This window comes from Colwellia asteriadis, assembly GCF_039523295.1.
Classification (GTDB): Bacteria; Pseudomonadota; Gammaproteobacteria; order Enterobacterales; family Alteromonadaceae; genus Colwellia; species Colwellia asteriadis.
In genome coordinates this window covers 197,056-219,994 of record NZ_BAAAFA010000005.1, presented here as the reverse complement: position 1 = coordinate 219,994, position 22,939 = coordinate 197,056, and the positions used below count along the sequence as shown (strand labels likewise).

24 protein-coding genes and 1 other RNA gene are annotated in these 22,939 nt (G+C 38.5%); 17 read left to right on the top strand and 8 right to left on the bottom strand.

Annotated features, from left to right (window positions below; genetic code table 11):
* Positions 1 to 35 precede the first annotated feature (35 nt).
* From adhP to ABD005_RS08945, 3 genes are all read left to right on the top strand, one after another.
* Positions 36 to 1,046, top strand: coding sequence for an alcohol dehydrogenase AdhP (gene adhP, locus ABD005_RS08955; protein ID WP_343817188.1), 1,011 nt, complete (start codon positions 36 to 38; stop codon positions 1,044 to 1,046).
* A 138-nt stretch (positions 1,047 to 1,184) separates the two neighbouring features.
* Positions 1,185 to 1,424 (top strand): RNA recognition motif domain-containing protein, encoded by a 240-nt coding sequence (locus ABD005_RS08950; RefSeq protein WP_215978973.1) that lies wholly within the window; start codon positions 1,185 to 1,187, stop codon positions 1,422 to 1,424.
* A 167-nt stretch (positions 1,425 to 1,591) separates the two neighbouring features.
* Complete coding sequence (locus ABD005_RS08945) at positions 1,592 to 2,083, top strand: GNAT family N-acetyltransferase (RefSeq protein WP_343817050.1); 492 nt, start codon at positions 1,592 to 1,594, stop codon at positions 2,081 to 2,083.
* A 191-nt stretch (positions 2,084 to 2,274) separates the two neighbouring features.
* Here the strand turns inward: ABD005_RS08945 and ABD005_RS08940 are convergent, their stop codons facing one another.
* From ABD005_RS08940 to smpB, 4 genes are all read right to left on the bottom strand, one after another.
* The gene (locus ABD005_RS08940; RefSeq protein ID WP_343817048.1) at positions 2,275 to 2,970 is read right to left on the bottom strand and encodes a cysteine hydrolase family protein; all 696 of its coding nucleotides are present in this window, start codon (positions 2,968 to 2,970) and stop codon (positions 2,275 to 2,277) included.
* A gap of 49 nt (positions 2,971 to 3,019) precedes the next feature.
* Positions 3,020 to 3,613, bottom strand: coding sequence for a Crp/Fnr family transcriptional regulator (locus ABD005_RS08935; protein WP_215978976.1), 594 nt, complete (start codon positions 3,611 to 3,613; stop codon positions 3,020 to 3,022).
* 408 nt (positions 3,614 to 4,021) lie between these two features.
* Positions 4,022 to 4,371: a transfer-messenger RNA gene (gene ssrA, locus ABD005_RS08930) on the bottom strand.
* Between the two features lie 130 nt (positions 4,372 to 4,501).
* Complete coding sequence (gene smpB / locus ABD005_RS08925; protein WP_215978977.1) at positions 4,502 to 4,984, bottom strand: SsrA-binding protein SmpB; 483 nt, start codon at positions 4,982 to 4,984, stop codon at positions 4,502 to 4,504.
* Positions 4,985 to 5,170: 186 nt separating this feature from the next.
* Here smpB and ABD005_RS08920 point away from each other — a divergent pair, with 186 nt between their 5' ends.
* Positions 5,171 to 5,608 carry a type II toxin-antitoxin system RatA family toxin gene (locus ABD005_RS08920; protein ID WP_215978978.1) on the top strand — a complete coding sequence of 146 codons (438 nt, stop codon included), beginning with the start codon at positions 5,171 to 5,173 and terminating at the stop codon, positions 5,606 to 5,608.
* Between the two features lie 71 nt (positions 5,609 to 5,679).
* Positions 5,680 to 6,069 carry an RnfH family protein gene (locus ABD005_RS08915; protein ID WP_425544893.1) on the top strand — a complete coding sequence of 130 codons (390 nt, stop codon included), beginning with the start codon at positions 5,680 to 5,682 and terminating at the stop codon, positions 6,067 to 6,069.
* Positions 6,070 to 6,150: 81 nt separating this feature from the next.
* Here the strand turns inward: ABD005_RS08915 and ABD005_RS08910 are convergent, their stop codons facing one another.
* The 3 genes from ABD005_RS08910 to nadK all read right to left on the bottom strand — a co-directional run bounded on the left by ABD005_RS08910 (position 6,151) and on the right by nadK (position 9,466).
* On the bottom strand, positions 6,151 to 6,531 hold the full coding sequence (locus ABD005_RS08910; RefSeq protein ID WP_343817043.1) for an outer membrane protein assembly factor BamE: 381 nt from the start codon (positions 6,529 to 6,531) through the stop codon (positions 6,151 to 6,153).
* Between the two features lie 194 nt (positions 6,532 to 6,725).
* Positions 6,726 to 8,414: a DNA repair protein RecN gene (gene recN / locus ABD005_RS08905; protein ID WP_343817041.1), complete on the bottom strand. Its 1,689-nt coding sequence runs from the start codon at positions 8,412 to 8,414 to the stop codon at positions 6,726 to 6,728.
* 170 nt (positions 8,415 to 8,584) lie between these two features.
* A complete protein-coding gene (gene nadK, locus ABD005_RS08900; RefSeq protein ID WP_343817039.1) occupies positions 8,585 to 9,466 on the bottom strand; it encodes an NAD(+) kinase in 882 nt (293 codons plus the stop codon).
* Between the two features lie 166 nt (positions 9,467 to 9,632).
* Between nadK and grpE the strand changes: the two genes are divergently transcribed.
* The 3 genes from grpE to dnaJ all read left to right on the top strand — a co-directional run bounded on the left by grpE (position 9,633) and on the right by dnaJ (position 13,809).
* Positions 9,633 to 10,268, top strand: coding sequence for a nucleotide exchange factor GrpE (gene grpE / locus ABD005_RS08895; RefSeq protein WP_215978983.1), 636 nt, complete (start codon positions 9,633 to 9,635; stop codon positions 10,266 to 10,268).
* 269 nt (positions 10,269 to 10,537) lie between these two features.
* Positions 10,538 to 12,457, top strand: coding sequence for a molecular chaperone DnaK (gene dnaK, locus ABD005_RS08890; RefSeq protein WP_215978984.1), 1,920 nt, complete (start codon positions 10,538 to 10,540; stop codon positions 12,455 to 12,457).
* 215 nt (positions 12,458 to 12,672) lie between these two features.
* Positions 12,673 to 13,809 carry a molecular chaperone DnaJ gene (gene dnaJ, locus ABD005_RS08885; protein WP_215978985.1) on the top strand — a complete coding sequence of 379 codons (1,137 nt, stop codon included), beginning with the start codon at positions 12,673 to 12,675 and terminating at the stop codon, positions 13,807 to 13,809.
* Positions 13,810 to 13,949: 140 nt separating this feature from the next.
* On the opposite strand, the gene ABD005_RS08880 is transcribed toward dnaJ, so the two are convergent.
* Positions 13,950 to 14,417 (bottom strand): Lrp/AsnC family transcriptional regulator, encoded by a 468-nt coding sequence (locus tag ABD005_RS08880; RefSeq protein WP_343817036.1) that lies wholly within the window; start codon positions 14,415 to 14,417, stop codon positions 13,950 to 13,952.
* Positions 14,418 to 14,847: 430 nt separating this feature from the next.
* Here ABD005_RS08880 and ABD005_RS08875 point away from each other — a divergent pair, with 430 nt between their 5' ends.
* From ABD005_RS08875 to ABD005_RS08835, 9 genes are all read left to right on the top strand, one after another.
* Entirely contained in the window at positions 14,848 to 17,640 is a 2,793-nt protein-coding gene (locus ABD005_RS08875) for a monovalent cation/H+ antiporter subunit A (protein WP_215978987.1), read from the top strand.
* Positions 17,640 to 17,987, top strand: coding sequence for a Na+/H+ antiporter subunit C (locus ABD005_RS08870; protein ID WP_215978988.1), 348 nt, complete (start codon positions 17,640 to 17,642; stop codon positions 17,985 to 17,987). The genes ABD005_RS08875 and ABD005_RS08870 overlap by 1 nt, the downstream gene beginning before the upstream one ends.
* Positions 17,984 to 19,501, top strand: coding sequence for a monovalent cation/H+ antiporter subunit D (locus ABD005_RS08865; RefSeq protein WP_343817032.1), 1,518 nt, complete (start codon positions 17,984 to 17,986; stop codon positions 19,499 to 19,501). Before ABD005_RS08870 ends, ABD005_RS08865 begins: the two co-directional genes overlap by 4 nt.
* Positions 19,501 to 20,037 (top strand): Na+/H+ antiporter subunit E, encoded by a 537-nt coding sequence (locus ABD005_RS08860; protein ID WP_343817030.1) that lies wholly within the window; start codon positions 19,501 to 19,503, stop codon positions 20,035 to 20,037. The genes ABD005_RS08865 and ABD005_RS08860 overlap by 1 nt, the downstream gene beginning before the upstream one ends.
* Complete coding sequence (locus ABD005_RS08855) at positions 20,031 to 20,300, top strand: K+/H+ antiporter subunit F (protein WP_215978991.1); 270 nt, start codon at positions 20,031 to 20,033, stop codon at positions 20,298 to 20,300. Before ABD005_RS08860 ends, ABD005_RS08855 begins: the two co-directional genes overlap by 7 nt.
* 10 nt (positions 20,301 to 20,310) lie before the next feature.
* Complete coding sequence (locus ABD005_RS08850; RefSeq protein ID WP_215978992.1) at positions 20,311 to 20,643, top strand: Na+/H+ antiporter subunit G; 333 nt, start codon at positions 20,311 to 20,313, stop codon at positions 20,641 to 20,643.
* Between the two features lie 94 nt (positions 20,644 to 20,737).
* On the top strand, positions 20,738 to 21,295 hold the full coding sequence (locus ABD005_RS08845; protein ID WP_343817027.1) for an elongation factor P hydroxylase: 558 nt from the start codon (positions 20,738 to 20,740) through the stop codon (positions 21,293 to 21,295).
* A 94-nt stretch (positions 21,296 to 21,389) separates the two neighbouring features.
* Entirely contained in the window at positions 21,390 to 22,550 is a 1,161-nt protein-coding gene (locus ABD005_RS08840; protein WP_343817025.1) for an ATP-NAD kinase family protein, read from the top strand.
* A 63-nt stretch (positions 22,551 to 22,613) separates the two neighbouring features.
* A complete protein-coding gene (locus ABD005_RS08835; protein ID WP_343817023.1) occupies positions 22,614 to 22,937 on the top strand; it encodes a YfcL family protein in 324 nt (107 codons plus the stop codon).
* Positions 22,938 to 22,939 lie beyond the last annotated feature (2 nt).

The window sequence follows — 22,939 nt, the reverse complement described above, 5'->3', positions numbered from 1 at the left end:
CGTTTAATACAATGACTAATATAAGGAAGTTAATGATGAAGGCAGCGGTAAATAACCAGTTTAAAGGTAAGTTAACCATTCAAGATATTGAAAAGCCCATTATTGGCGTTAAAGATATTTTGGTGAAAATTCATGCTTGTGGTGTTTGTCATACTGATTTACATGCTTGTCATGGTGATTGGCCCGTTAAACCTAAAATGCCGTTAGTGCCTGGACATGAAGGCGTTGGTGAAATTGTTGAAGTAGGGGAGCAAATCAAACATTTGAACATAGGTGACCGTGTTGGTATTCCATGGCTTTATAGTAGCTGTGGGCACTGTGATTACTGTTTAACCGGTGATGAAAACTTATGTTTATCGCAGCAAAATGCAGGCTACTCGGTTGATGGTAGTTATGCTGAATACTGTAGAGCCGATGGTGAATATGCGGTGAAAATTCCTGACAATATTAGCTACGTCGATGCAGCGCCGCTTTTCTGTGCTGGAGTTACCACCTATAAAGCGCTTAAAGTCTCTAGCGCAAAACCGGGTGATTGGGTTGCTATTTTTGGAATAGGTGGCTTAGGGCACTTAGCTGTTCAATATGCTGTGGCAATGGGGCTTAACGTCGTTGCGGTTGATACCGGTGAAGATAAACTTAACTTAGCGAAAAAATTAGGTGCTGAGGTTTGTTTAGATTTTAAAACAACAGATGTTGTTACTGAGGTACTGTCGGCTACAGGTGGCGTACATGCAAGTATTTGTACCGCGGTAAGTAAGAGTGGCTTTGAACAAAGCTATAAAGTTGTTCGTCGTGGCGGAAAATGTGTATTGGTAGGGTTACCACCTGAAGAAATGCCATTGCCTATTTTTGATACCGTATTAAATGGCGTTAGCGTTGTTGGCTCTATTGTAGGTACCCGAAAAGATCTTATTGAATGTTTAGACTTTGCTGCTCGTGGAAAAATTAAAGCAATAACCATCGAGAAAAAACTCGAAGATATTAATGAGATTTTTGACGATATGATCAACGGAGACATTACTGGCCGTGTTGTAATGAAAATATAAGCCTCGCTTAAGTTAAACTATCGTTAGCAGGTAGCTAAGCTTTAGCTACCTGCTTTTAATAAATAACGCGGAATAGCTTGGTTAAATAGACTTTAGTTGCGATAATTGACGCAATTATTGACAACTTACTGGTTAACTATGAAACTTTTAGTTCGTAACTTATCTCGCTCAACAACAGAGCAAGAAATTCGTATCCTTTTTTCAGCGCATGGACGTGTTACTGAATGTACTTTAGTGCTTGATAAAGAAACAGGATTATCTAAAGGTTTTGCTTTTGTTGAAATGCCTAATGATAAAGAGGCAAATGTTGCATTAACAGCAATACACCACTTACGTGTTGCTAAAAATAGAGTACGTGTGAAAATTGCCGACAGTTAACAAGTTCGTTGTAAAAAGCTCAAACACCTCAATAAGCCAAACCTCGTGTTTGGCTTTTTATTACCTAAATGAAAATAAACTTTATTCTGGTTTATCGAGTTAAATCATTATATGTTCACTATTTGTTATTTTCCCCCTGTGTCAGGATAATTGATTAGAGAAGAGTAATGATCCGAACCGTATGTGAACACGATACCCAAGCAATCACCAATATTTATAACCACTATATTCTTAACTCTGTTGCAACCTTTGAAACCAATGTCATTACATCGGCAGATATGGCTCAACGTATTGAACAGGTACAAAACGCAGGGTTTCCATGGTTTGTTGCCCACAATGCACAAGGCGACGTTATAGGCTATGCCTATGCCAATACTTGGAAAGCACGATTAGCTTATCGGTTTACCGTTGAGATCACTGTTTATGTAGATCAGAGTTGCGCTCAGAAAGGTACTGGCAGTAAGCTATATTCAGCTTTATTTGCTCAATTACGAGAAAGTGATATTCGCACAGTTATTGGCTGCATTACGCTTCCTAATATTGCCAGTGAACGTTTACATGAAAAGTTTGCGATGGAAAAAGTAGGGCACTTTAAAGACGTTGGCTTTAAGTTTGATCAATGGCTTGATGTTGGCTTTTGGCAGGGCACGTTGAAATAAGGGGTTACTTTCAGTATTCAGCTAAGAGTTATATTGGCTAGCACTGTAGACCTATAACGCCGGGTTAAGCGGACAAAAACAGTTGGCTATACTTCGTGGAGCACGAAGTATAGCCAACTGTTTTTTTATCCTTACTTATTTTCTGATTAGATATTTGTTAACCTAACCTAATTTTTGCTGGCTAGCATGGTTTACTCTACAGCCTTTCCTAAGCTACTATCAAAGGTTTTTATAAATTGAGTGCTTTTCACGCCATGACCAAAATGATGAAGTATTTCATTTTCAAAGTAGCTTTGCTGTGATTGAGTAAAAGCACCTGTAGCATCTGTGACTACAAAAGTACGATAGCCTTTGTCATGGGCATCCCTTAGTGTTGACTCTACGCATACATGAGTTGCAAACCCTGCCAGAAAGATGGTATCTATACCATTATTACGTAAGAAACTGTCTAAGTTACTACCAGCAAATCCTGAAACGCCCGTTCTTTCAGTAATAACGTGTTCATTTGCCGTAGGCATAAAGTCGCGATGAATAGACTGCATATCACCCTTCCATGTTTTAGCATTAGGTATAGCCGCTCTAATACCAAATTCCGCATCACCAAAAACTCTATACTGAGTATCTGGTTTTAGCGTTACATGAATTACGGTTATTCCTTCTTTTCTGGCAGTAGCCAAAAGAGTTTTCGAGTGTTCGATGGCGGACTTAAAAGAGGTTTCATCTTTAACAAGGAGGTGACGCAGAGTTCCATCATCAGCAACCCACTCATTTTGATACTCAATCATTACTAATGCCGACTTTGATTTTTCAACAGCTGCTGCATATAAATTCGATGATAGAATAACTAATGTAACAACTAATATTTTACTAAAAAATTTATTTCTCATAAGTATAACTCCTCACTTTTGTAAATGGAGGAGTATTATAGGTAGTGAGCTAAATTAGCTCCTTAACATTTGATAAGTCAGTTTTTCTTCGAATACGCGATAAAGTTACATCCGTCATCCCGAGGTAAGAGGCTAAATGGTGGAGTGGAACTCGCTCGTGTAGGTCAGGAAAATCTGTGAAGAACCGCTCATAACGGCCTTTTGCATCTAACTGAAGAAACATGATCTCGCGTCGAATTTTATCTTCAAGAAGGTTCTCAGCCAGGCGGTTGTAAAAGTTTCTCCCACTAGGAGATTTGTTCAGAATCGTAGCTAGCTGTTCATAATTACAGCTATAGACTTCAACATTAGTCAGCGCTTCAACGAAAAATAATGAAGGCTCTTGGATAGCAGAACGAGCTATTGGGGCAAGAATTTGGTTTTCGCTAAAAAAACCTTTATTGGATTCTTTACCACTGGAATCCAAGTAGTACAGCCTGAAAATTCCCTGGCGAATCGCCATCAGCTCATTCCAATGCTGTCCTGGAGATAACACTACAGTACCTGAGCAAATGTAAGCTTGCCGAAATAACGGAGTTACTTTAGGGATGGAAGCAGGTATTACCCCATTCTCAAGCAGGATCCTAGAAAGACTTTCAGTCATAATTGGCGTAATCCTTCTGTTTTCGCATACGGAGTAGCTCCCGATACATGTTTAATCTCTTAGCGCTTGAACACAGTCGGCTAACATTTAACAGCATATTATGGTGACTTCTCTGTAATGCCCGTCCCATAGATTCAATTTGTAAAGGCTTAATATTCCATATTTTCAATAATTTAGAAAGTTTAAAATATTATGAAATAATTAGGGGAGGGTATTACTGAGGATTATTAGTAAGTTCTATATAAAACAAAAAGGTATAAGTTGTTACTTTTCAGAGGGTAATTGTTTTCAAAGTTACTTAAAATATGAATACTGAAAATTATTATTAACGCTACAGGTCTTAAAACTTTTAATTGCTTTATTTTAGGCGAAAAAAAAGACGCTAAAAAGCGTCTTTAATTTATAGTTTGGTGGAGCTGGCGGGATTTGAACCCGCGTCCAAAAAACCTACATCCTCGGTACTACATGCTTAGTCGATTATTTATTTAACCAATTAGACGCCAATCGACAGGCTTCGTCATGGTGAGCTCGATACTATTTCGCGGTTCAGCCTCAAGCAAGCTTCCCTCGCTAACCTATTTGGGGTGACCATCAATCCTCTAACCAATAGGTGAGATTTCAAGGTGATGGCTAGCCTAAGCGGCTAGTGCGAACGTTTCGTCGTTTGCAATTATAGTTTTGCGGCTTTTTACCAGGCCAACCGCCCCTGGGCATGCACCTTGGGTTTCGTGAATCTTGTCGAATCCTGAATCAGCCCCAAAGTTTTACAATATTGATATTTTTTACTCTAGTGGTTGTGAGTACACATCTACTAAGTAATCATCAGTTATCAATACGTTGATTATACTGCTATTAGGTTATAAACGCCAAGCTAAATAATAAGTTTATTTAATCTTGTTTGTTTTTCATCATTCGACCTTGTTCAACTTTCCATTCACGGTCTTTAATGTCAGCACGTTTATCGTGGTCTTTTTTACCTTTACCAAGATAAAACTCAAGCTTAACCCAGCACTTTTTCCAATACATTGCAGTGGCAATAAGTGAGTAACCATTACGCTCTACTGCGCCAATAAGTTTATCAAGCTCGCGGCGGTTAAGTAATAATTTACGGGGTCTTACTGGATCACAAACAACGTGTGTTGAAGATGAAATAAGTGGGCTAATTTCCGCACCCACTAAAAATGCTTCACGACCTTGAATGTGAACATAACAGTCTGAGATGTTAACCTTGCCAGAGCGAATACTTTTAATTTCCCAGCCCTGCAGACTCATACCGCCTTCAAATTTATCTGATAAGGTGTAGTTATGTCTCGCTTTTTTATTTAAAGCGATAGTATTACTGTTTGATGATTTCGATTTCTTTTTTGCCATTATATTTTTGCCATTAGAGTTTCTATATTTTTGCCAAAATGACTAGCAAACGGCGGTGATTATACGCATAAACAACAGTTTTTACATGACAAATTATCATTTATCATAAAAATGATGAGATTAATGCGCTTATCGCTGACTTTTGGTATTATGCGTGGGTTGCGAGGGGCTAAATTCGGAGATGTAATGCCAACCATAAGTCGTAGTGCGTTAGTGATGCACAATGTTGATCAGATGTATGAACTAATTAATGATATTCATGCTTACCCTTCGTTTCTTCCTGACTGTGATGATAGTAAGGTTATTGCACAAGATAGTAACACAGTTACTGCGGCACTTTTGGTGTCTAAAGGTGGGTTGAGTAAGTGGTTTACAACAAAAAACACACTAATATCTAATGAAAAAATAAAGCTGTCGTTAGTTGATGGTCCTTTTAAAAAATTGGAAGGTTACTGGCTTTTAACACCACTTTCAGATGAAGCGTGTAAAATAAGCTTAGAGTTAGAATATGAGTTCTCGAATAAATTAGTGTCGTTAGCTTTTGGTAAAGTATTTAGTCACTTTAGTAACAGCTTAGTGCAGGTTTTTATTCAGCGAGCAAAACAAATTTACGGGGCGCAATAGCTATTATGACAGCTAATGAAGAAACCACTGAGGTGGCACAAGGATCTGAGGTTAATCAATCAGAAAGTCAAATATCAGAAGACAACACATTAAACAATACATCAGACAATAATACATCAGAAATACAAGTTGAATTAGTTTATGGTTTAGCACATAAGCAAAAATTGATGGCGATTAATGTTGCTGTTGGTACGACCGTTGAAGAAGCGATTCTAGCGTCAGGTATGTTAGCACTTTTTAAGGACATTGACTTATCAGTTAATAAAGTTGGTATTTGGAATAGGGCAGTTAAATTGTCAGATGAGGTGCAAGACTTAGATCGTATTGAAATTTATCGCCCACTTATTGCTGATCCTAAAGAAGTGAGAAAGCGCAGAGCTGAAAAAGCAGTGTTAGAAGGACGGGCTGATAAAACCACCGGTGGGCGAGTCAATCCGTTACGAGCAGAAAATAAAGACTAACGCTTGGTTTTCTCTCTAAATCAATAATAAAAAAACGGCTACTAAAGCCGTTTTTTTATGTAATGAATAGTTATAAGTTTATTACTGTTCAGTTACGGTTGCTGCATCATTTACTGGGGCATTAAAAGGAACGTAAAAGTTTTCCGACAACTCAAAGTCACCACTAGCGGCCGTTAGTTTGTCGTCAACAAAGTTGAGAATAAATTTCTTCTGAATATCAAAGTCTCTATCACGACCTGACTTTAGCTTATAAACATAATGCCATGTGTCGTTATTAAAAGCGTCGACTACAACAGGGCTGCCTAAAATAAATTTAACTTGTTCTTTAGTCATACCTACTTGTAGTTTTTCAATAGTCTTTTGTTCAAGGTAGTTTCCTTGCGGGATATCATAGCGAAAAACCCAGCTAGAACACGCAGAAAGAGATAATGCAGCAATAAGAACGGTAATACGGAACAACATGAAATTTAATTATCCTAGTAAGTGTGAGCAGGCATGATAACCAAGCACAGCGTTAGATTCAAAGCTATTTTCTTACGAATACGAAAAAACTGAGAAAAAAGTCGTAAAGCAACACATTTTTTTTACTTAAAGTGAGCGCTAAGTTATTAACTCGTAATAACTTTATTTGCTCTTTAATGTGCTGCTTACGTTTGTTAGCCCGCTAATAGTTCTTTGGCATTTGCTAAGCTGTGTTGAGATATTTTATCACCAGCAAGCAAGCGAGCAATTTCTTGGACACGGCTTTGCTTACTAAGTTCCGTTACACTTGTTTCTGTATGTTCACCATCAGTTAATTTACTTACAAATAATTGTTGGTGGCCCTTACAAGCAACTTGAGGTAAGTGGGTTACACAAATAACCTGAGTGTTTTTTGCTAGTTGTTGTAATTTTTTGCCAACCATTGCTGCGGTTGGACCACTAATACCAACATCAACCTCATCAAAAATAAGGGTAGGAGTTACTACTTTGTCAGCCAAAATAACTTGCATAGCTAAGCTAATACGCGAGAGCTCTCCGCCAGAAGCAACTTTATGCATAGCTTCAAGTGCTTGGCCAGGGTTAATACTAACTTGAAAGTTAATTTCATCAACTCCGTTAATACTGATTAATTCTTTGTTCGCGCCTTTAGTCGTTTTTTGGTTGCTAACTGCAATATTAAATTGTCCGTGGGGCATATTTAATTCTTGCATACTATGACTAATGAGTTCACTTAAGCTCGTTGCGGCTTGTTGTCTTGAATGGGAAAGCGCAGATGCAGCATCAAAGTAAAAGCCTTTAACCTTTTCTAATTCTTCAATAACGGTGTCTATACGCGACTCATCGTTTGAAATATTAGTGAGCTCTTGTTTTAATTCTTGATGAAAACCTACAAGCGCATCAGGTGATAATTGGTGTTTTTTAGCTAGTTGTAAAGCGCTAGAGTAACGCTCTTCAATCATATTGTAACTTTCAGGGTCTAGCTCAACTTGTTGATAATAATGTTTTAACTCATCATTAGCTTCATCTAGTTGTATTAATGATTCATTGAGTAAAGCGGCAACACTCTCGAGTTGGTTATCAACACGAGCGAGTGCGCTTATATTGTCATTACAATGTCTTAAGGTATCAATAATATTAAAGTTTTCATTTTCAGACAGGCTTTGTAAAGTGCTTAGCGTAGTATCAAGTAAGTCTTGTGCATTGCTATGTCTTTTATAGTCGGCCTCAAGGGTAGTAAATTCATTTTCTTGTAGGTTAAATTCATCAAGCTCAGTTACTTGGTATTGTAATAGCTGCTGTTTAGCCTCTCGTTGTTGCTTGTTTTGTTGCAACAATTCTAGCTCTTTCGTTAACTTTTTATATTGCTGAGCATAATGTTTTACATCATCAAGTAATACTTGGTGTTTGGCATAACCATCAAGTAATTGACATTGATGGCTGGCTTTGACAATAAGTTGGTGATCATGCTGACCGTGTATATTAATTAATAATTGACCAACTTCTTTAAGTTGCGCTAATGGTACTTGGCTGCCATTAATATAGGCTTTAGAGCGACCTTCTGCTGAAATAACGCGTCTTAATATGCAGTGGCTTTCTCCCTCTAAATCAAGATCGTGAGTTTGTAACCATTGCTGTGCAATAGTATTGTCTTTAGTGTCGAAGTTAGCGGTTAATTCGGCTTTTTTACAATGGGGTCTAACTACATTAGTCGTGGCTCTATCACCTAAACATAAGCCTAATGCATCAATGGCAATAGACTTACCCGCGCCAGTTTCCCCAGTAATTGTTGTCATGCCTGCTTGCCAGTCAATCTCAAGAGAGCGGACAATCGCAAAATTTTGTATATTAAGTTGCAGTAACATAGCTTGCCTCAGGCTTTAGCCCAAAAGTAAAAAAACAGTTACTGTTAATTTATACAGTAACTGTTTTTTGTTCAAGTAATATTTGCAATTATTTGATGATATTTTGAACGTGCTTTATTAACACATTGAATTTATTTCTATTTAATAAAAGTAAGCGTTATTGTTGAGGTTTAGTAAAGTTTATTACCCCAGCTTAATTTACTACGCAATACATTGAAGTAATCATGACTTAATGGGTGAATAAGCCGAATACTACATTCACTCTTTTTGATAATAACTTCATCGCCAGGCATTACCGCTAAAATAACATGACCATCGCAACTTACTTGTAAATTGTCATGGTTATCGTTTGAGAGTAATAACTTAATTTCACTGTTACCATCAACCACAATAGGGCGACTTGTTAAGGTATGCGGAAACATTGGCACTAGTGAAAGTGCATTTAAGTTAGGCGTTAAAATAGGGCCGCCAGCTGACATAGAGTAAGCGGTTGAACCAGTAGGGGTTGATACAATTAGCCCGTCAGAGCGCTGACTAAACATAAATGAGCCATCAATATGCACTTCAAATTCAATCATGCTTGCTACTTTACCCGCATGAAGTACTGCTTCATTAACCGCGCTATTTGAGCTTTTTAACTTACCGTGACGATATACTTCTGCTTCTATAATAAAGCGTTGCTCAGAGCGTGATTTTCCTGCCAGTATTTCTTCTAATGGTGCAATAATATCGCTAGGGGAAAGATCGGTTAAAAACCCTAAATTACCGCGGTTAACACCAATAACACCAATGTCAAAACAAGAAAGTACGCGTGCGGCACCTAGCATATAACCATCACCACCAACAACAATGGCAAGATTTGCTTGCTCGCCAATATCGGTTAAGGTGCCTGTTTTTGCCTCGTGAAGGTCAAGGTGTTGGGCAACTGATTGCTCAATAATAACGTGATAATTTTTTTCGGTTAAATAGTGGTATAGCTTGACTATAGTCGCGCTGGCACCATCATGTTTTGGTTTACCAATAAGGCCAATTGTTTTATAAAGTTGAGCCATTGTTAGGTCTGCTTTTTATATCCATAATAGTGGCAGTTTCGCTGGATTTTATCTCATTGTAAAGTTCACATTTTTATAATTTGTTGATAATTGATGCTTGAAAGATTTTTCATAGTCCCCATAATGACAGCAATAGTTAAAAATGACGCTTAAAATTGAGGTTTTCATGACAACTGAGTCAACGACAAATAAAAACGAACAAACGCTTAGCCCTGAGCAATTAGCTGATGAAATAGTACAGCAGGCAGAAGAGCAAGTTGAAGAGCAACACGAGCATGCACATGAAGTACTTAGTGCAGAGCAAGAAAAAATTAATGAATTAGAATTAGCATTAGTGGCAGCGCAATCTACCGTTTCTGATCAAAAAGACTCTGTGATTCGTGCTAAAGCTGAAGTCGATAACGTACGTCGCCGCGCAGCTCAAGATGTAGAAAAAGCGCGCAAGTTTGCATTAGAGAAATTTGCCGGTGAAATGTTAGTTACGGTTGATAACCTTGAACGTGCTTTACAAAATATTGATAAAGAAGACGATAGTAAAGCAGCCGTGATTGAAGGTGTTGAGCTAACGCTACAAGGTTTAACATCATCTTTAGAGAAGTTTGGTGTTAAAGCGGTTGATCCACAAGACCAACCATTCAATCCTGAATTTCATCAAGCAATGTCTATGCAAGAAGTACCTGGTGTTGCGCCAAACACAGTTATTGCCGTGATGCAAAAAGGTTACGAGCTAAATGGTCGATTAATTCGCCCAGCAATGGTAATGGTATCTAAAGCTGCACCGAGTGTTGATGAGTCAGCATAAGTTATTACTACCGCCTTATTAGGTATTAAAAACCAGACGTTCAGTCTGGTTTTTTTGTTTATGGCGGGTGTAAATGATAATGCTTACCAGTGCAAGGTTAACAAATAATAGAGGCAAGGTAAGTCGTAAAAATTATTTTTAAAATAAAATGAAATTTTTATAAATTTTCTATTGAAAAGCATTTTCCCACCCCCATTAACTATTTCAACAATTGATTAATTAATATTATTCTCTTTTGAGAGTAAACGTAATAGATAGGAGCTTCCCTCATGGGTAAAATCATTGGTATTGACTTAGGTACAACTAACTCTTGTGTTGCTGTATTAGACGGCGACAAAGTTCGTGTTATTGAAAATGCAGAAGGTGACCGTACCACTCCTTCAATTATTGCTTACACTGAAGATGGCGAAACATTAGTAGGTCAACCTGCTAAGCGTCAATCTGTAACTAACCCAAAAAATACATTATTCGCAATTAAACGTTTAATTGGTCGTCGTTTTGATGACGAAGAAGTACAACGTGATATTAAAATTATGCCATTTGGTATTGTTAAAGCAGACAACGGTGATGCATGGGTTACTGCACGTGACAAAAACGTAGCGCCACCACAAGTATCTGCTGAAGTTTTAGCGAAAATGAAAAAAACAGCTGAAGACTACTTAGGTGAAACGGTATCAGAAGCGGTAATTACTGTTCCTGCTTACTTTAACGATTCACAACGTCAAGCAACTAAAGATGCTGGTCGTATTGCTGGTCTTGATGTTAAACGTATTATCAACGAGCCTACAGCCGCAGCACTTGCTTACGGTATGGACAAAAAAGAAGGCGATAAAGTTGTTGCCGTATACGATTTAGGTGGTGGTACTTTCGATATTTCAATCATTGAGATTGATGAAGTTGAAGGCGAGCATACCTTTGAAGTATTAGCGACTAACGGTGACACTCACTTAGGTGGTGAAGATTTCGATAACCGTTTAATCAACTATTTAGTAGCTGAATTCAAAAAAGACCAAGGCATGGATTTAACAACTGATCCATTAGCGATGCAACGTTTGAAAGAAGCGGCAGAAAAAGCAAAATGTGAACTTTCTTCTGCACAACAAACTGATGTTAACTTACCTTACATCACTGCAGATGCTTCTGGTCCTAAGCATATGAACATTAAAGTAACTCGCGCTAAGTTAGAGTCTTTAGTAGAAGATATGGTTAAAGCAACGTTAGAGCCACTTAAGCAAGCGCTTAAAGATGCAGACTTATCAGTAAGTGACGTAAACGACGTTATTTTAGTTGGTGGTCAGTCACGTATGCCTATGGTACAAAAAGCGGTTACTGAGTTTTTTGGTAAAGAGCCACGTAAAGATGTTAACCCTGATGAAGCCGTAGCCGCAGGTGCCGCGATTCAAGCAGGTGTACTTTCTGGTGATGTTACAGACGTACTTCTTTTAGATGTAACGCCATTATCATTAGGTATTGAAACTATGGGTGGTGTGATGACTAAAGTTATCGATAAAAACACAACTATCCCAACTAAACAGTCTCAAACGTTCTCAACGGCAGATGATAACCAATCAGCAGTTACTGTACACGTAGTACAAGGTGAGCGTAAGCAAGCATCAGCTAACAAATCTCTTGGTCAGTTTAACCTTGAAGGTATTGATCCAGCACCACGTGGTACACCACAAATTGAAGTAACATTCGATATTGATGCTGATGGTATTCTTCACGTTACTGCGAAAGATAAAAATACGGGTAAAGAGCAAAAAATTACCATTAAAGCGTCTTCTGGTTTATCAGATGATGAAGTAGAACAAATGGTACGTGATGCTGAAGCGAATGCTGATGAAGATGCTAAGTTTGAAGAGTTAGTACAAGCTCGTAACCAAGCTGACGGTATGGTTCATGCTACTCGTAAGCAAGTTGAAGAAGCTGGAGATGAGTTACCAAGTGAAGATAAAGAAAAAATTGAAGCTGCACTAACAGAGCTTGAAACAGCAATCAAAGGTGACGATAAAGAAGCTATTGATGCAAAATCTCAAGCATTAATGGAAGCGTCAGCTAAATTAATGGAAATTGCTCAAGCAAAACAACAAGCACAAGGTGCTCCTGAAGGTGCAGCTCAAGAAAGCGATGCCGCTCCAGCTGATGATGTTGTTGACGCTGAGTTTGAAGAAGTTAAAGACGACAAGTAGTTATTACTACTTTGGCGGACAAGCGCAATGCATGGGTGTACACACTTATGCTTTGCGTTATAGTTAACCCGCTGAAAACGTTAAACTAACGTTGTCAAAATTTAAAGCGTCGATATTTTCGGCGCTTCTTACGTTATAACGTAGCGTAAATGTTAAGTTGTAACGTAAATAAATAATTAATTCGCGCGAGCGTAGAACAAAGAAAAGAAGTCATTATGTCAAAACGTGATTATTATGAAGTATTAGGGGTTAGCAAAGACGCCTCGGAAAGAGATATTAAAAAAGCCTATAAGCGCTTAGCGATGCAATTTCATCCTGATCGTACTAAAGGTGATAAATCTAAAGAAGAGCAGTTTAAAGAAGTTAAAGAAGCTTACGAAATTCTGAATGACGATCAAAAACGTGCGGCCTATGATCAATATGGTCATGCTGCTTTCGAGCAAGGTGGTCATGGTGGTGGCGGCGGAGGTTTTGGCGGCGGTGGCTTTGGTCAAGACTTCGGTGATATCTTTGGCGATATTTTTGGTGGCGGCGGTGGTCGTGGACGCCAACGTCAGCAACGAGGCTCAGACTTACGTTATAACGTAGAACTTAGCCTAGAAGATGCAGTTAAAGGCAAAAGCCTTGAGATTAAAGTACCTACGTATGTTGCTTGTGAGCCTTGTGATGGCTCAGGCGCTAAGCCAGGCACATCAGCAAAAACTTGTTCAACTTGTCATGGACATGGTCAAGTACAAATGCGCCAAGGGTTATTTGCGGTTCAACAAACGTGTCCTACGTGTAATGGTCAAGGCAAGGTAATTTCTGATCCTTGTACTTCATGTCGTGGTCAAGGGCGTGTTGAGAAAACGAAAACCTTATCTGTTAAAATTCCTGCGGGCGTTGATACCGGTGATAGAATTCGTTTATCAGGTGAAGGTGAAGCAGGTGAGCATGGCGCACCAGCAGGCGACTTATATGTACAAGTGAATGTACGCGATCATGAAATATTTGTTCGTGATGAAAACCATTTGTATTGTGAGGTTCCTATTAGTTTTACTACCGCAGCATTAGGTGGCGAAATTGAAGTGCCGACCTTAGGCGGTAAAGTTAAGCTTAAAGTGCCTAAAGAAACACAAACTAGTAAGATGTTCCGTTTACGTGGTAAAGGTGTTAAATCAGTACGTAGTTCATCTACTGGTGATTTAATGTGTAAGGTTGTAATTGAAACACCAGTGAATTTATCGGGTGATCAATCTGACTTACTACGTCAACTAGAAGAAAAAATGGGTAAAAGTAGTAAAAAACACAGCCCTAAAGAAACCGGTTTTTTTGACGGTGTGAAGAAGTTTTTTGACGACTTAAAAAGCTAATTCAACTTAAGTTATTATTGGTGACTTTATTCGTTACCCATTAAAAAATCCCGTATGAATAATGCGGGATTTTTTTTTGACTAAAACTTAGGGAGTATAAAAGTAGTTAAAGATAACGCTGTTGTATATTACCCATCATATTACTCGTCAAAGTTAGGTAAAATACCACTGCGACTATGTTCGAATACTAATGATGTTTCAACAGTAGTGACTTCATCTCGGGAGGTAATGTTTTTGAAAACAAATTGACGTAAATGCTCACTATCTTTCACTGACATATGAATATAGTAGTCGTAACCACCACCCATATGATAAAGACTTAATATTTCAGGGTACTGTAAAAGGTCGTCTCTAAACTGGTTTACAATTTCTTCGGAGTAGGGCTGTAGCCTAATAGCTGCAATGGCTTCTATATTTCCGCCAATGTTGTTTAAGTTAACATCAATAAATGCGCCTTTAATTACATTACTTTGCTTTAAGCGTTTTACACGCTCTAGGCAGGTTGAGGGGGCAATACCTATTTGTGCCGCAAGTTCTTTATTGGTGATATCTGCGTCGTTATATAAAATAGTTAATACTTGCAAGTCGATATTATCTAGCTTCTTCATTGGTCACCTGTAAATGAATACTTCTTAATTAAGCTAAATACTACACTTTATATAGGTAGTACGACTAGTGTTATAAGGGTATTATTTGAATTTTTAACATAAAAGCTCGGTAAATCCGAATTATGTGAGATTTTTTAAGATAAATGTACAACTAAATAGTGCTTTAATTTTACTTTGTTTAATTGGTATTCAATAATAATTAAAAGAGTATTTTCCTACTAGCATAATTAAAATTTTGTGGAAAAAATCGTCTATTGTTAAGTGTGTACAAAATCGAACAAACTAGAATTACAAACTATAGACAACTTAAAGACTAATACAGTAAAATCGTTGCCAATATTGCGTGTCTTACGCTATTAAATATATGAATCATCACATTAAATATGGTGTACAGTCGTAATTATACGACATTATAAAAAAGGTTTACTCTATGACTTTGCTTTGGATACCCTTGCTATCCTTACTTGGCAGTATTATTTCTTCAATGACGGGTAAATTAACGCGTAATCAATCTACTGCGCTGTCGATGTTAATGCCAATCATCGCATTATGCTTTACGATTAGCTTAGCTCCTGCAGTATTTTCAGGCGATGTTATTCGTGAAACTATATCGTGGATCCCTTTACTTGGGGTTGATATAGCCTTTCGGTTAGATGGCTTAGCGCTACTCTTTGTCTTTATGATTTTAGGGATTGGTATTCTCGTTATTTTTTATACGCGTTATTACCTAAGTAGCAAAGATTCTATGCCTAAACTGTATAGCTACCTCATGTTATTTATGACAGCGATGCTAGGCATTGTAATGTCAAATAATGTTATTCAGCTCTGGTTCTTCTGGGAGTTGACCAGTATTAGTTCGTTCTTGTTAATTAGCTATTGGTGGCATAAGTCAGAAGCGCGCAAAGGAGCTTTAATGGCGTTAACGATCACTGGTGGCGGTGGTTTAGCATTGCTGGCAGGTTTGCTGTTATTAGGAAACATTGTTGGTAGCTATAATTTAGACGTTATTTTAGCAAGTCGAGAGATTATTCAAGCCCATGACTGGTACGAAGTAGCGTTAATTTTGGTATTACTTGGTGCGTTTACTAAGTCAGCACAATTCCCTTTCCATTTTTGGTTACCACATGCCATGGCCGCACCAACACCTGTTAGTGCTTACTTACATTCAGCTACAATGGTTAAAGCGGGGATATTTTTACTTGCGCGTTTCTATCCCGCATTAGCGGGTACTGATATTTGGTTTATTCTGGTGAGTATTACCGGTTTAACAACTTTATTAGTTGGTGCTTATGTGGCTTTATTTAAGCATGATTTAAAAGGGTTGCTGGCCTATTCAACGATCAGCCACTTAGGCCTCATTACGTTATTATTCGGCTTGAATACTGAGCTTGCAACAGTGGCGGCTATTTTTCATATTATTAATCACGCGACCTTTAAAGCCTCCTTATTTATGGCAACAGGTATTATTGACCATGAAACAGGTACGCGTGATATGCGAAAACTTAACGGTATGTGGCGATTTATGCCTTATACCGCAACCTTGGCGATGGTTGCTGCGGCTGCCATGGCAGGGGTACCGTTGTTAAATGGCTTTTTATCTAAAGAAATGTTTTTTGCAGAAACATTACATCAACAATTATTAGGCTCTATGTCATGGCTTATCCCTGTGCTTGCTACTGTTGCAGGGGCATTGGCGGTGGCTTATTCAGCGCGCTTTATTCATGATGTTTTCTTCAATGGTGACCCCATTGGCCTACCAAGGCAGCCAAGCGAGCCACCTCGTTATATGCGAGTACCTATCGAAATATTAGTTGCGTTATGTTTATTAGTAGGAATATTCCCTAATTTTGTCGTTGATGATATTTTAACGGCGGCTTCTTTTGCGGTACTAGGCGGCTATGTGCCAGAGTTTAAGGTCGCGTTATGGCATGGCTTTAATTTACCATTGCTCATGAGTGGTATAGCGGTTACAGGTGGTTTACTAATATATACACAACGTCGTTACCTTTATCAATTTCAGGCTTCATTACCGCCATTGAATGCTAAAAAAGCTTTCGATAATAGTATTTACGTTATGATTAAATGGTGTCAGCGTAAAATTAGTACCATTGAGAATGGCTCTTTACAGCGCTATTTAATGTTGATGTTTTTAGTGGTACTACTCGCTGCTGGTTGGCCATTATTTGAAATGAGTCAATTAGCTGGCAAAAAACAACTAACGCCTATTGATGTTCATAATGCTGTTGGTGCAGCGCTATTAATTATTGGTGCCGTTTGTACGGTAATTTGGTCTAGAAAGCGTGTAGTGTCACTATTAATGCTTTCTGTTGTTGGCCTAATGGTATCGGTCGCCTTTACTCGATTTTCTGCGCCAGATTTAGCGTTAACACAATTAACAGTTGAAGTTGTAACTATTATTCTTCTGATGTTGGCACTATTTTTCTTACCACAACACTCACCAAGAGAGTCAAGCTCAATGCGTGTATTACGCGACTTAGGGATCTCATCCGCTTTAGGTGTGGTAGTTGCGAGTGCTTGTTATGCATTAATTACTCGCCCATTAGAGTCTATTTCAGATTTTTTCTTGGACAATGCTAAAACAGGTGGTGGTGGTACTAACGTTGTTAACGTTATTTTAGTCGACTTCCGTGGCTTTGATACCTTAGGTGAAATTTGTGTACTGGGTATTGCCGCTTTAGGTATTGCTAAGTTATTAGTGAACTTACCTTTATTTATGCCTGGTAGTGACAGTGAAGGCAGACCTTGGGCAAAAGAGCGTTACCCCATTTTGTTAGCAAGTATCTCTCAATCATTACTACCGCTGGCATTATTAGTATCGTTTTATATATTTTTACGCGGGCACAACCTTCCAGGTGGTGGCTTTATTGCTGGTTTAGTGACCGCTATTGCGTTTATTTTGCAATATATCGCGCACGGCTCAAACTGGATTGCTGAGCGCTTAACCATTAATTACCGAAAAATTATAGCATCGGGTATTGCTATAGCTCTATTTACAGGGGTTGGTAGTTGGTTCTTTGGACGATCTTTTATGACCACGTGGTTTGACTATTTTGATATTCCATTTATTGGTGAAATTGAGCTTGCGAGTGCATTGGTATTTGACTTAGGTGTTTATATTACGGTTGTTGGTGCAACATTAATGATTTTAGCAAGTTTAGGTAAGTTAACGGCTAACGCGCCTAAAGAAGAGGTAAATATTTAATGGAATTACTCTACGCAGCTTGTGTTGGGGTTTTAGTTTCTTGTGGTGTATTTTTAATTTTACGCTCTAGAACTTTCCCTGTGGTTTTAGGTTTAACGATGCTTTCGTATGCGGTTAACTTATTTTTATTTTCTTCAGGGCGCTTAAGTCTTAATAGTGCTGCGGTATTGGGATATAGCAAAGATTATGCTGATCCATTACCGCAAGCTTTTGTACTAACAGCAATAGTTATTGGCTTTGCAATGACCGCTTTTGTCGTAATTCTAGCAATTAGAGGGCGCGCTGATTTAGGTAACGACCATGTTAATGGTCAAGTTCCAGATAACAAGGTTAAGGGTAAAGTATGATTGAGCATTTAACATCCTTACCTGTTTTATTACCTATGTTAGCGGGTGTGCTTTTATTAATGCCACCTTGTGGAAAAAATAAAAGTATCAGAAGAATTGCTTCTGTTGTTTTCAGTGCTATTACTTTTTTGTTTTCAGTCGCACTTTTATTAAAAGTTCAAGCTGATGGTACACAAGTTTATGCTATTGGTGATTGGAGCGCCCCGTTTGGTATTGTATTAGTTGCAGACCCTTTATCTACGTTGCTAGTTTGTTTAACAACCTTACTGAGTGTGGTTTGTGTTTTATATGCCAGCGCTGGAGATGACGAAAAAGGCAGCTTCTTTCATCCATTAGTACACTTTTTAATTTTAGGTGTGAACGGCGCATTTTTAACGGGTGATGCCTTTAACCTTTTTGTGTTTTTTGAGGTATTACTTATTGCTTCATATGCACTGTTAATGCATGGCGGTGATAAGAAAAACACACGGGCAGCACTACAATACGTTATTATGAACCTTGTTGGCTCTGCCGTTTTCTTAATTGCCTTGGGTGTGCTTTATGGCGTACTAGGCACATTAAATATGGCGGATATGGCCCAAAAAGTAACATTATTACAAGGTGATGATGTTTACCTTGCTAAAATTGGTGGCTTATTATTATTGGTAGTTTTTGCCTTGAAAGGGGCTTTATTACCGTTACATTTGTGGTTACCTAACACCTACGCTACAGCCATGCCTATTGTGGCAGCACTCTTTGCTATTATGACCAAGGTAGGTGTTTACTCAATGATGCGTGTTTACACCTTGATTTTTGGTGATGAAGCCGGTGAATTATCACACATGGCGCAAAACTGGTTATGGTGGTTAGCATTAGCAACCATTGCGATGGGAGCTATTGGGGTTTTAGCGAGCCAAGATTTAAGAAAGTTAGTTGCTAATTTAGTGATTGTGTCTGTAGGTACTTTAGTCGCCTTAGTAGCGGTACAAACAGTAGAAGCTAGCTCTGCAGCTATTTATTATTTAGTTCATTCAACTTTAGTTACCGCAGCACTCTTTATATTGGCTGACTTAATTGCACGCCAACGAGGTAAAGTTGCCGATCGCATTACCGCGGGGACTCCGGTCTCTCAACCGATGTTATTAGGAGCTTGTTTTATTATTGCCAGTGTTGCTGTCATTGGTATGCCGCCATTGTCAGGTTTTATAGCTAAAGTATGGTTATTAAAAGAAACCTTAGATGCAGAATATGCCATGGTGTTTTGGCCACTTTATTTACTGGCAAGTTTAGCGGTATTAGTTGGGGTGTCTAAAGCGGGTAGTACGGTTTTTTGGAACCACCAAGGTAAAGCGACTGAAAGTGCTCGACAAGAGCGGGTTCATCCTGCGCAATTAGTTGCTTTATTGATTCTGATTTCAGGTGCGCCGCTGATGAGTGTTTTTGCTGGGCCATTGAGTGAATACGCGATTGATGCTGCGACTCAATTACACGACTTTGAAGGCAATATTAATGTTATTCTTGTAGGAGAGCAGTAATGCGACTAGATACTCGATTTAAATGGCTCCCAACTCCTATATTAAGTCTCTTATTATTTTTTGTATGGTTGTTGTTAAATAACAGCGTGTCGGCAGGGCATCTTGTATTGGCAACAATTTTAGCGTTAGTTATTCCTTGGATTACAAGCCCATTTCGTACCAAGCAACCTTTAGTAATAAAGCCTTGGTTGGCGTTTCGTCATTTACTGTTGGTTCTATATGATATTATTACCGCGAATGTTCAGGTGGCTATTTTAATTTTAGGGCCTAATAAAAAGCTAACTCCAGGCTTTGTCAAAGTGCCATTAGATTTAACACACAGTATGCCTATTACCATTTTAGCGAGTACAGTGTCATTAACTCCAGGTACAGTAAGCGCTGAAGTTTACCCTTGGCGAGAATGTTTTACGGAAGGAAAAAAACCAGAGCAAAGGTTCTTACTAATACATGTCTTAAACCTTAAAGATGAACAAGCGCTAATTGATACAATTAAGCAGCGCTACGAAGCGCCTCTTAAGGAGATATTCCAATGCTAGATACCGTCATTTTAATCGTTTTTGCCATGATCGGCTTATCGTTATTATTAAACTTGTGGCGATTATTAATTGGTCCTTCGGTACCCGATAGAATACTTGCACTTGATACTATGTACATTAATAGTATCGCATTAATTATTTTATATGGAATGAGCATGGGCACAGGGCTTTATTTTGAAGCGGCATTGCTTATTGCTATGTTAGGTTTTGTTAGCACGGTTGCAGTATGTAAATACTTGCTACGTGGCGATATTATAGAATAGGGCAAAAATCATGACAGAATGGATAATTTCGATATTATTATTAATAGGTGGCTCTTTTGTACTGGTTGGCTCTATTGGTTTAGTAAAAATGCCTGATTTTTTTATGCGCCTTCATGGTCCTACTAAAGCAACTACCTTAGGCATGGCTTCATTATTAACCGCAGCCATGGTTTTTTTTAGTACCGCTCAATCAGGGCTTAGCGTAAAAGAAATACTGATTTCGATATTTCTTTTATTAACGGCTCCAATTAGTGGTTATATGCTAATTAAGTCGGCAATTCATCACAAACTTGACAGTATAGAGCGTACTCAAGGCAAAGATAATATTGAAGATGACGTTTAAGTTAAGTGACGAGAAGTAACTTTTATAATAATGGCGCTGTATCAAGCGCCATTTTTAGTTACAATAGTACGATAATTTTTATGTTTCTAGCGTTATGGCACATCACTACCAAGATTTAATTCAGCTTTTCGATAAAACCTTCAGTAATACACACAATACGCGCTTAATTAAGGGCGCAGATGAGCCTATTTACTTACCAGCAAGTAAAGAGTGTAGCTACCATCAAATTGTGTTTGCTCGAGGCTATTATGCAAGTGCTTTTCATGAAATAGCGCATTGGTGCCATGCCGGTGCTAAAAGGCGCTTATTAGAAGATTACGGTTATTGGTATGTGCCTGATGGCAGAAATGAGCAACAACAGGCAAAGTTTGAGCAAGCCGAGGTTATTCCACAAGCGATAGAGTGGGCGTTTAATGTTGCGGCTAAGCGAAAGTTTCATGTCTCGGCTGACAACTTGAGTGGCTTTCAAGCTGATACCGAGCGCTTTAAACTACGAGTGCACCAACAAGTATGTCACTTTGTTGAACACGGCTTTCCAAAGCGGGCTCAGCAATTTATTGAAGTTTTATCAACATTCTATCATAGCACTTTGCCATTAACGGTTGAGCTATTTCAAGTTGATAGCACTTGCCATGAAATTGAGTATGAATAGCTTTAGACTAATTAGCGTTACGCAAATCGCGTAACAAATAAATTGCGTTTGAAAGCTACCTTAACTAACACAGAACACTAAACGGAAAATAACTATGTCATCATTTAAGCTTGGTTTTATTATTAATCCTATTGCAGGTATTGGTGGTAGTGTTGCCTTAAAGGGAAGTGATGGTATGGCGATGCATGCATTAGCGTTAGGTGCTAAACCAAAGGCCAATGAGCGTGCAGCACTGGCACTTGAAGTGTTACAGCCTTACAAAGAGCAGTTATCTATTTATACAGCATCAGGCGAAATGGGCGAGCATTGTGCGCAACAACTTGGTTTTAACGTTAATGTTGTTTACCAAACTCAACAAGTACAAACCCACAGTGATGATACCGAGCTTGCTGTACGTGCACTCATCAGTGAAAAAGTTGACGTTATTTTATTCGCAGGGGGCGACGGTACCGCCCGTAATATTGCTAATGTGGTTGCAAGTGAAGAGCACTTTCAAGTACCAGTACTCGGTATTCCAGCAGGTTGTAAAATACATTCGGGGGTGTATGCAATAACCCCAAAAGCTGCAGGGCGAGTAATTGAATTGATGGTAACTAAAGAGTTGGTAACGCTAACTACTGGCGATGTTATGGATATAGATGAAAGTTTATTTCGTGACGGTATTGTTAAAGCAAAACGCTATAGTGAAATGCAAATTCCTAGTGAGTTACGTTATGTGCAAGCCGTTAAGTCAGGCGGTAAAGAAAGTGACGAGTTAGTGCTGCAAGATATTGCTGCGAATGTGATTGAGGAAATGGCTGAATATGATGAAACTCAATTTATTATTGGCTCAGGCTCAACAACCGCATTTTTAATGGCAGAGCTAGGCTTAGAGAATACTTTGCTTGGGGTTGATATTGTTTATCAACAAGCGCTGCTATGTAGTGATGCGACGGAAACTGAAATAATAGAGAGTATTGAGCAACACTCAGGGGTAACTAAATTAGTTATTACTTTAATTGGTGGACAAGGGCATATATTTGGTCGCGGTAACCAACAGCTAAGTCCTCGCGTACTTCGTGCTATTATCGCTCAAGAGGGCGGTAAAAATAATATAGTTATTATTGCCACTAAAACTAAATTAGCCGAGCTTGCCAATAGGCCGCTTATTAGTGATACCGGTGATAATGGCTTAGATCAAATATTATCAGGGTTTATGCCAGTTACCACAGGCTATAAAGACCAAGTGCTTTATCAGGTTGCTACGCCACAATAAGTATTTTAAAGACATAACTAAAAATTATTTAAAGATAACTCATTTAATGGAAACTGTGAAAAGATGACAACAACCATAAGTTCTGACTTAACCAATGCACCAGTAAGCTCAAAAGAGATAGCAACTGTTGCAGATATTTACGCCTATTTTGATGGGTTATTTGATCAGGATGTCGATGCTGACATACTCTTTGCCAGTGGTTATTTACGTGGTTTTATTGCTTTAGTTGCCACAAGTTTTGGCGATGAGCAGCAAGTAATTACCACGGATTTGGTTGGTGAAGTTACACTAAAATTAAAAGCAGCTAAGTCAGAATTAAGCCCGCAAGATGGTGTGATAGTGAATAACTTTTGGCTAGCATTACAGGGCTTTTTTGTTAAGCTTTAAGC

Coding starts and splice junctions, on each gene's coding strand:
- adhP (WP_343817188.1), top strand. CDS start 36: ATGAAGGCAGCGGTAAATAACCAGTTTAAAGGTAAGTTAACCATTCAA.
- ABD005_RS08950 (WP_215978973.1), top strand. CDS start 1,185: ATGAAACTTTTAGTTCGTAACTTATCTCGCTCAACAACAGAGCAAGAA.
- ABD005_RS08945 (WP_343817050.1), top strand. CDS start 1,592: ATGATCCGAACCGTATGTGAACACGATACCCAAGCAATCACCAATATT.
- ABD005_RS08940 (WP_343817048.1), bottom strand. CDS start 2,970: ATGAGAAATAAATTTTTTAGTAAAATATTAGTTGTTACATTAGTTATT.
- ABD005_RS08935 (WP_215978976.1), bottom strand. CDS start 3,613: ATGACTGAAAGTCTTTCTAGGATCCTGCTTGAGAATGGGGTAATACCT.
- smpB (WP_215978977.1), bottom strand. CDS start 4,984: ATGGCAAAAAAGAAATCGAAATCATCAAACAGTAATACTATCGCTTTA.
- ABD005_RS08920 (WP_215978978.1), top strand. CDS start 5,171: ATGCCAACCATAAGTCGTAGTGCGTTAGTGATGCACAATGTTGATCAG.
- ABD005_RS08910 (WP_343817043.1), bottom strand. CDS start 6,531: ATGTTGTTCCGTATTACCGTTCTTATTGCTGCATTATCTCTTTCTGCG.
- recN (WP_343817041.1), bottom strand. CDS start 8,414: ATGTTACTGCAACTTAATATACAAAATTTTGCGATTGTCCGCTCTCTT.
- nadK (WP_343817039.1), bottom strand. CDS start 9,466: ATGGCTCAACTTTATAAAACAATTGGCCTTATTGGTAAACCAAAACAT.
- grpE (WP_215978983.1), top strand. CDS start 9,633: ATGACAACTGAGTCAACGACAAATAAAAACGAACAAACGCTTAGCCCT.
- dnaK (WP_215978984.1), top strand. CDS start 10,538: ATGGGTAAAATCATTGGTATTGACTTAGGTACAACTAACTCTTGTGTT.
- dnaJ (WP_215978985.1), top strand. CDS start 12,673: ATGTCAAAACGTGATTATTATGAAGTATTAGGGGTTAGCAAAGACGCC.
- ABD005_RS08880 (WP_343817036.1), bottom strand. CDS start 14,417: ATGAAGAAGCTAGATAATATCGACTTGCAAGTATTAACTATTTTATAT.
- ABD005_RS08875 (WP_215978987.1), top strand. CDS start 14,848: ATGACTTTGCTTTGGATACCCTTGCTATCCTTACTTGGCAGTATTATT.
- ABD005_RS08870 (WP_215978988.1), top strand. CDS start 17,640: ATGGAATTACTCTACGCAGCTTGTGTTGGGGTTTTAGTTTCTTGTGGT.
- ABD005_RS08865 (WP_343817032.1), top strand. CDS start 17,984: ATGATTGAGCATTTAACATCCTTACCTGTTTTATTACCTATGTTAGCG.
- ABD005_RS08860 (WP_343817030.1), top strand. CDS start 19,501: ATGCGACTAGATACTCGATTTAAATGGCTCCCAACTCCTATATTAAGT.
- ABD005_RS08855 (WP_215978991.1), top strand. CDS start 20,031: ATGCTAGATACCGTCATTTTAATCGTTTTTGCCATGATCGGCTTATCG.
- ABD005_RS08850 (WP_215978992.1), top strand. CDS start 20,311: ATGACAGAATGGATAATTTCGATATTATTATTAATAGGTGGCTCTTTT.
- ABD005_RS08845 (WP_343817027.1), top strand. CDS start 20,738: ATGGCACATCACTACCAAGATTTAATTCAGCTTTTCGATAAAACCTTC.
- ABD005_RS08840 (WP_343817025.1), top strand. CDS start 21,390: ATGTCATCATTTAAGCTTGGTTTTATTATTAATCCTATTGCAGGTATT.
- ABD005_RS08835 (WP_343817023.1), top strand. CDS start 22,614: ATGACAACAACCATAAGTTCTGACTTAACCAATGCACCAGTAAGCTCA.